This is a genomic window from Streptomyces sp. NPDC016309, assembly GCF_043077235.1.
Classification (GTDB): Bacteria; Actinomycetota; Actinomycetes; order Streptomycetales; family Streptomycetaceae; genus Streptomyces.
Window position 1 is genome coordinate 54,318 of the sequence record NZ_JBIBSG010000020.1, and the last position, 6,010, is coordinate 60,327.

The window sequence follows — 6,010 nt, forward strand, 5'->3', positions numbered from 1 at the left end:
ACCTCATGCGCGCCAAGATCACCTACTTCGTCACGGCAGCCGTCCTGGTCGTCTACTTCGTCCTGGTCGGCAGCCGTGGTGTGATGCTGATCCAGCACGGCACCGCGCTCACCGTCACCTTCGGCTGCGCGGTGCTCGTCCTGCCGGTCATCGGCGTCTGGTTCCTGTGGCAGAACACGCGGTTCGTCACCAAGGCCAACCGCCTGGCCGCCGTACTGGAGGCCGAGGGCGGACTGCCGGCCGACGAGCTGGAGCGCACCCCCAGCGGCCGCGTCGTCCGCGACTCGGCCGACGCCGTCTTCGCCCGGCGGCGCGCGGAGACCGAGGACTCGCCCGACGACTGGCGCTGCTGGTTCCGTCTCGCGGTCGCCTACCACGACGCCCGCGACACCCCGCGCGCCCGCAAGGCGATGCAGCGGGCCATCGCCCTCCACGAGGGCAGGCGGCCCGTCGGGACCTGACCGGGGCTCCGGCAACCGGACGAAATACGCTTCCGCGGCATCTGGACAGCCCGCGCGGCCACGTCCATGCTCTCCCTACCGACGAGGGGGGAGTCCGTCATGAGTCAGCGAGCAGTACCCGCGCCGATGCCCGGCAAGCTCAAGTTCGCCTTGGTGGCCGTGTGGTTCCAGGGTCTGATGAACGTGCTCGCCGCGGTCCTCATCCTCTCCCTGGTGAGCGACCGGGTGGACCACGGACAGGACGAGGACGCCGGCGTCCTGCGCGCCATGGCGTACGTGTCGCTGCTGGCGGCCGCCGCGCTGATCGCCGCGGCGGTGCTCACCCTGCGGCGCCTGGACTGGGTGCGGGTCGCCGTGATCGTCATCGAGGTGATCCTGATGGCCGGCGCCGTGTTCACCCTCTTCTCCGGTGGGGGCCCGACGGTGATCGTCGGCCTCCTGCTGGCCGTCGCCGTCGTCACCACGTTCGCCTCGGCCGAGAGCAAGGCCTGGTTCGCCCGCTGAAACGACCGGGCTCCGGCCCTCCCGAGGAGGACCGGAGCCCGGACACGACTGCGGTACGGCGAATGGCGCGGGGTCGGCCTAGGACGACGCGTACTCCGCGCTCCACGCCTCGACCGTGTCGGCCGCCCGCTCGAAGGCCTCGACCCGGGCCAGGAAGTCCGCGTTGTGGTCGGTCAGCAGCGCGAGCTGCTCGCCACCCTTGCGCGCGACCACCAGGGCCTGCCCCTGCACGGTCCTCGGCAGCCCCAGCCACCGCACGGGCTGCTGCACCGTACGGACGCCCCCGGCCCGCGACCACGGCAGCGTCGTCGTACGGAAGAAGGCGACGCGCCGCAGACCGTGCCGGCTCACCCACGTCCCGACGCGCAGCATCCGCAACGCGCAGACGATCACCAGCGCCGCCAGCCCGAAGCACACGGCGGCGCCGGACAGCCCCCCCGCCAAGGCGATGATCACGGTGGCCAGCAGCATGAACGAGGCGAGCAGCAGCGCCAGCGCCGCCGCCGCGACCCGCCAGGGCCCCGGGCGGTACGGGCGGCGCCACTGGTCGTGGTCGTCGAACGGCAGCGCGACGTCCTCGTCGGTGTCGAAACCGCGGTCGGCCGTCAGGAAGGGCAGGGGCACGGCTGGTCCTCACTCATACGCACGCTCGATGGGGCTGTGCCGGGTGAGGCTACCCAGCGGTCCGACGACCGGCCACTCCAGGGTGGCCGTACGGGGGAGTGCCCGATTCAGCGCCCGTGGGAAGCCTCGGACTGCTGGCCGTGCCCGGTGGTACCGGGACCCGACTCCATCGCCGGGAGGCCGAAGAGCAGCGACCCGACCAGACCGGCCACGACGGTCAGCCCGATCAGCGTACGACCGGTCACTTCGGAAATGCTGGGACGCTGCCGAGTCGGGGGAGTGACGTTACTGCGGAAGCGGTCGGCCTCGGCGACGAACGCGAACGGGACTGCCTCACGCCGGCGGAACATGTGAGAACCCTCCTTGGAATGCGGGTGATGGACGCTGCTACTGGGACAGACGCGCGAAGCAGCGGTTTGGTGCCCGATTTCCCCGCATCGATCGAACGATGTCAGCCGTCCCCGCCTCGTCCTCGGCTGTCGGTGCCGGGCCGTAGAGTGGGCGCCGCCCAACGATGCAAAGGGAAGGACCGCGTCGGTGACCGACACCCCCGCCGAAGACCTCAAGCCCAGTTTCCGCAGCGAAGTGACCGTCGAGCTGGTCAAGCACAGCGCCGCCGACTCCGACGTCCTGTGGGCGGCCCGCGTCTCCACGGCCGGCGAGCAGTCCCTGGAGGAGCTCCAGAAGGACCCCGAGCGCTCCAAGGGGCTGATCAACTACCTGATGCGGGACCGGCACGGCAGCCCCTTCGAGCACAACTCGATGACGTTCTTCATCAGCGCCCCGATCTTCGTGTTCCGCGAGTTCATGCGGCACCGCGTGGGCTGGTCGTACAACGAGGAGTCCGGCCGCTACCGCGAGCTCCAGCCCGTCTTCTACGTCCCCGACGCCTCCCGCAAGCTCGTCCAGCAGGGGCGCCCCGGCAAGTACGTCTTCGTGGAGGGCACCGAGGACCAGCAGGCGCTCGTCGAGCGCACGATGGAGACCTCCTACGTCCAGGCGTACGAGGCGTACCAGGAGATGCTCGCCGCCGGCGTCGCCCGCGAGGTGGCCCGTTCGGTCCTCCCGGTGGGCCTGTTCTCCTCGATGTACGCCACGTGCAACGCCCGCTCGCTGATGCACTTCCTCGGGCTGCGCACCCAGCACGAGCTGGCCAAGGTCCCGTCCTTCCCCCAGCGTGAGATCGAGATGGTCGGGGAGAAGATGGAGCAGGAGTGGGCCCGGCTGATGCCCCTGACGTACGCCGCCTTCAACGCGAACGGCCGCGTCGCTCCGTAGTCGTCCCAGGTCAAAGCCCGGTACAGATGTACGGATCATCCGCCCGAAGTGTCCGTATTGCGGCGTTTCGAGAAGTTCATCTAGGCTGATCAAACGGACCCGGCACTGCTTGAACCCCCGAGCAGGCAGTGCCGGGCTCCACCTCCCTCACGTCCCCCGAGGGGACCCGGCGGGCAGAGCAGCGAGTAGCGTGTTACCCATGGCTCCGATCTCCACTCCGCAGACCCCCTTCGGGCGGGTCCTCACCGCCATGGTCACGCCCTTCACGGCGGACGGCGTACTCGACCTCGACGGCGCCCAGCGGCTCGCCGCCCACCTGGTCGACGCAGGCAACGACGGTCTCGTCATCAACGGCACCACCGGCGAGTCCCCGACCACCAGCGACGCGGAGAAAGACCAGCTCGTACGAGCGGTCCTGGAGGCGGTGGGCGACCGCGCCCACGTCGTCGCCGGCATCGGAACCAACGACACCCACCACTCGGTGGAACTCGCCCGCGCCGCCGAACGCGCCGGGGCGCACGGCCTGCTCGCCGTCACCCCGTACTACAACAAGCCCCCGCAAGAGGGCCTCTTCCGGCACTTCACGGCCATCGCGGACGCCACCGGCCTCCCCGTGATGCTGTACGACATCCCCGGCCGCAGCGGCGTCCCGATCGACACCGAGACGATCGTCCGCCTCGCCGCCCACCCGCGCATCGTCGCCAACAAGGACGCCAAGGGCGACCTCGGCCGCGCGAGCTGGGCCATCGCGCGCAGCGGCCTCGCCTGGTACTCGGGCGACGACATGCTCAACCTGCCGCTGCTCTCCGTAGGAGCCTGCGGCTTCGTCTCCGTCGTGAGCCACGTCGTCACCCCGGAGCTCCGCGCCCTCCTCGACGCCCACCTCACCGGTGACGTCCAGAAGGCCACCGAGATCCACCAGAAGCTGCTGCCGGTCTTCACCGGAATGTTCCGCACCCAGGGCGTGATCACCACCAAGGCCGCCCTCGCCCTCCAGGGCCTCCCCGCCGGGCCGCTGCGTCTGCCGCTCGTGGAGCTCTCCCCGGAGGAAACCGCTCAGCTCAAGATCGACCTCGCCGCCGGCGGGGTACAGCTGTAGCAACGGACTTCATAACTGAATACGAAATCAACATCAGACAACAGCAAGTGCACGAATGTCATGCGCGCCACGTGCCTCACTGGTACGTGGCGCGTGTGGTGAGGAGAGTCTTTTGAGTCATCCGCATCCTGAACTGGGCGCGCCCCCGAAGCTGCCCAAGGGCGGCCTGCGCGTCACCCCGCTCGGCGGTCTCGGCGAGATCGGCCGGAACATGACCGTCTTCGAGTTCGACGGCCGCCTGCTGATCGTCGACTGCGGCGTGCTCTTCCCCGAGGAGGAGCAGCCCGGCATCGACCTGATCCTGCCGGACTTCACCAGCATCAAGGACCGCCTCGACGACATCGAGGGCATCGTGCTCACGCACGGCCACGAGGACCACATCGGTGGCGTCCCCTTCCTGCTCCGGCTGAAGCCCGACATCCCGCTCATCGGCTCGAAGCTGACGCTCGCGCTCATCGAGGCCAAGCTCCAGGAGCACCGGATCCGTCCGTACACCCTGGAGGTCACGGAGGGCGACCGCGAGCGCCTCGGCCCCTTCGACTGCGAGTTCGTGGCGGTCAACCACTCCATCCCCGACGCCCTGGCCGTCGCCATCCGCACCCCCGCGGGCATGGTGGTGCACACCGGCGACTTCAAGATGGACCAGCTCCCGCTGGACAACCGTCTCACCGACCTGCACGCCTTCGCGCGCCTCAGCGAGGAGGGCATCGACCTCCTGCTGTCGGACTCCACGAACGCCGAGGTCCCGGGCTTCGTCCCGCCCGAGCGCGACATCTCCAACGTCATGCGCTCGGTCTTCGCCGGCGCGCAGAAGCGCATCATCGTGGCCAGCTTCGCCAGCCATGTGCACCGCATCCAGCAGATCCTCGACGCGGCCCACGAATACGGCAGACGAGTCGCCTTCGTCGGGCGTTCGATGGTCCGGAACATGGGCATCGCCCGTGACCTGGGCTACCTCCGGGTCCCGGCCGGCCTGGTCGTCGACGTCAAGACCCTCGACGACCTCCCGGACCACGAGATCGTGCTGGTCTGTACGGGCTCCCAGGGCGAGCCGATGGCGGCCCTGTCCCGCATGGCCAACCGCGACCACCAGATCCGCATCGTCCAGGGCGACACCGTGATCCTGGCGTCGTCCCTGATCCCGGGCAACGAGAACGCGGTCTACCGCGTGATCAACGGCCTCACCCGCTGGGGCGCCAACGTCGTCCACAAGGGCAACGCCAAGGTCCACGTCTCGGGCCACGCCTCGGCCGGCGAACTGCTGTACTTCTACAACATCTGCCGGCCGAAGAACCTGATGCCGGTCCACGGCGAGTGGCGCCACCTCCGCGCCAACGCCGAGCTCGGCGCCCTGACGGGTGTCCCCAAGGACCGGATCGTCATCGCCGAGGACGGCGTCGTGGTCGACCTCGTCGACGGCAAGGCCAAAATCGTCGGCAAGGTCCAGGCGGGTTACGTGTACGTCGACGGCCTCTCGGTCGGCGACGTCACCGAGGTGCACCTGAAGGACCGCCGCATCCTCGGCGACGAGGGCATCATCTCGGTGTTCGTGGTCGTCGACTCCACGACAGGCAAGGTCGTCGGCGGCCCGCACATCCAGGCGCGCGGCTCGGGCATCGAGGACGGCGCCTTCGACGCGGTCATCCCGAAGGTGCACGAGGCCATCGCCAAGTCGGCCGCGGACGGGGTCGCGGAGCCGCACCAGCTCCAGCAGCTCATCCGCCGCACCATCGGCAAGTGGGTCTCCGACTCCTACCGCCGCCGGCCGATGATCCTCCCCGTGGTCGTCGAGGTCTGACGTTCCACCAGCTCGTCGCGGAGCGGGGCCCCTCGATTTGCATCGGGGCGCCCCGCTCCAGTACGTTTACGGCTCCGCCTGAACGGGAACCCGGCACCTTCGTGTGCCTCGAAGGGTGCCCGGGAAGAGCCGGAAATTCCGACTCAGAATCTCTGATAAAGTCGGAGCAGCCGAAAGGCAAAGGCCCTCCAACGGCCACCGGAAACAGAATCCGAACCGGAAACGGAACGGAAAACGGATCTGGTA

The 6,010-nt window shown here is 69.2% G+C and carries 7 protein-coding genes; 5 read left to right on the top strand and 2 right to left on the bottom strand.

Annotated features, from left to right (window positions below; translation table 11 throughout):
- The first annotated feature begins 5 nt into the window (after nucleotides 1–5).
- Nucleotides 6–461 carry a hypothetical protein gene (locus tag ACF068_RS31490; protein ID WP_392277730.1) on the top strand — a complete coding sequence of 152 codons (456 nt, stop codon included), beginning with the start codon at nucleotides 6–8 and terminating at the stop codon, nucleotides 459–461.
- Between the two features lie 99 nt (nucleotides 462–560).
- A complete protein-coding gene (locus ACF068_RS31495) occupies nucleotides 561–965 on the top strand; it encodes a hypothetical protein (protein ID WP_392277731.1) in 405 nt (134 codons plus the stop codon).
- A gap of 78 nt (nucleotides 966–1,043) precedes the next feature.
- Here the strand turns inward: ACF068_RS31495 and ACF068_RS31500 are convergent, their stop codons facing one another.
- Nucleotides 1,044–1,589 carry a hypothetical protein gene (locus ACF068_RS31500; protein WP_392277732.1) on the bottom strand — a complete coding sequence of 182 codons (546 nt, stop codon included), beginning with the start codon at nucleotides 1,587–1,589 and terminating at the stop codon, nucleotides 1,044–1,046.
- A 107-nt stretch (nucleotides 1,590–1,696) separates the two neighbouring features.
- Complete coding sequence (locus tag ACF068_RS31505) at nucleotides 1,697–1,939, bottom strand: hypothetical protein (RefSeq protein WP_392277733.1); 243 nt, start codon at nucleotides 1,937–1,939, stop codon at nucleotides 1,697–1,699.
- A gap of 187 nt (nucleotides 1,940–2,126) precedes the next feature.
- On the opposite strand from ACF068_RS31505, the gene thyX reads away from it, so the two are divergent.
- The 3 genes from thyX (at nucleotide 2,127) to ACF068_RS31520 (ending at nucleotide 5,764) form a co-directional block, all read left to right on the top strand.
- Entirely contained in the window at nucleotides 2,127–2,867 is a 741-nt protein-coding gene (gene thyX / locus ACF068_RS31510) for an FAD-dependent thymidylate synthase (protein ID WP_392277734.1), read from the top strand.
- 199 nt (nucleotides 2,868–3,066) lie between these two features.
- A complete protein-coding gene (dapA, locus tag ACF068_RS31515) occupies nucleotides 3,067–3,966 on the top strand; it encodes a 4-hydroxy-tetrahydrodipicolinate synthase (protein WP_392277735.1) in 900 nt (299 codons plus the stop codon).
- 112 nt (nucleotides 3,967–4,078) lie between these two features.
- The gene (locus tag ACF068_RS31520; RefSeq protein ID WP_392277736.1) at nucleotides 4,079–5,764 is read left to right on the top strand and encodes a ribonuclease J; all 1,686 of its coding nucleotides are present in this window, start codon (nucleotides 4,079–4,081) and stop codon (nucleotides 5,762–5,764) included.
- The last annotated feature ends 246 nt before the right edge of the window (nucleotides 5,765–6,010 follow it).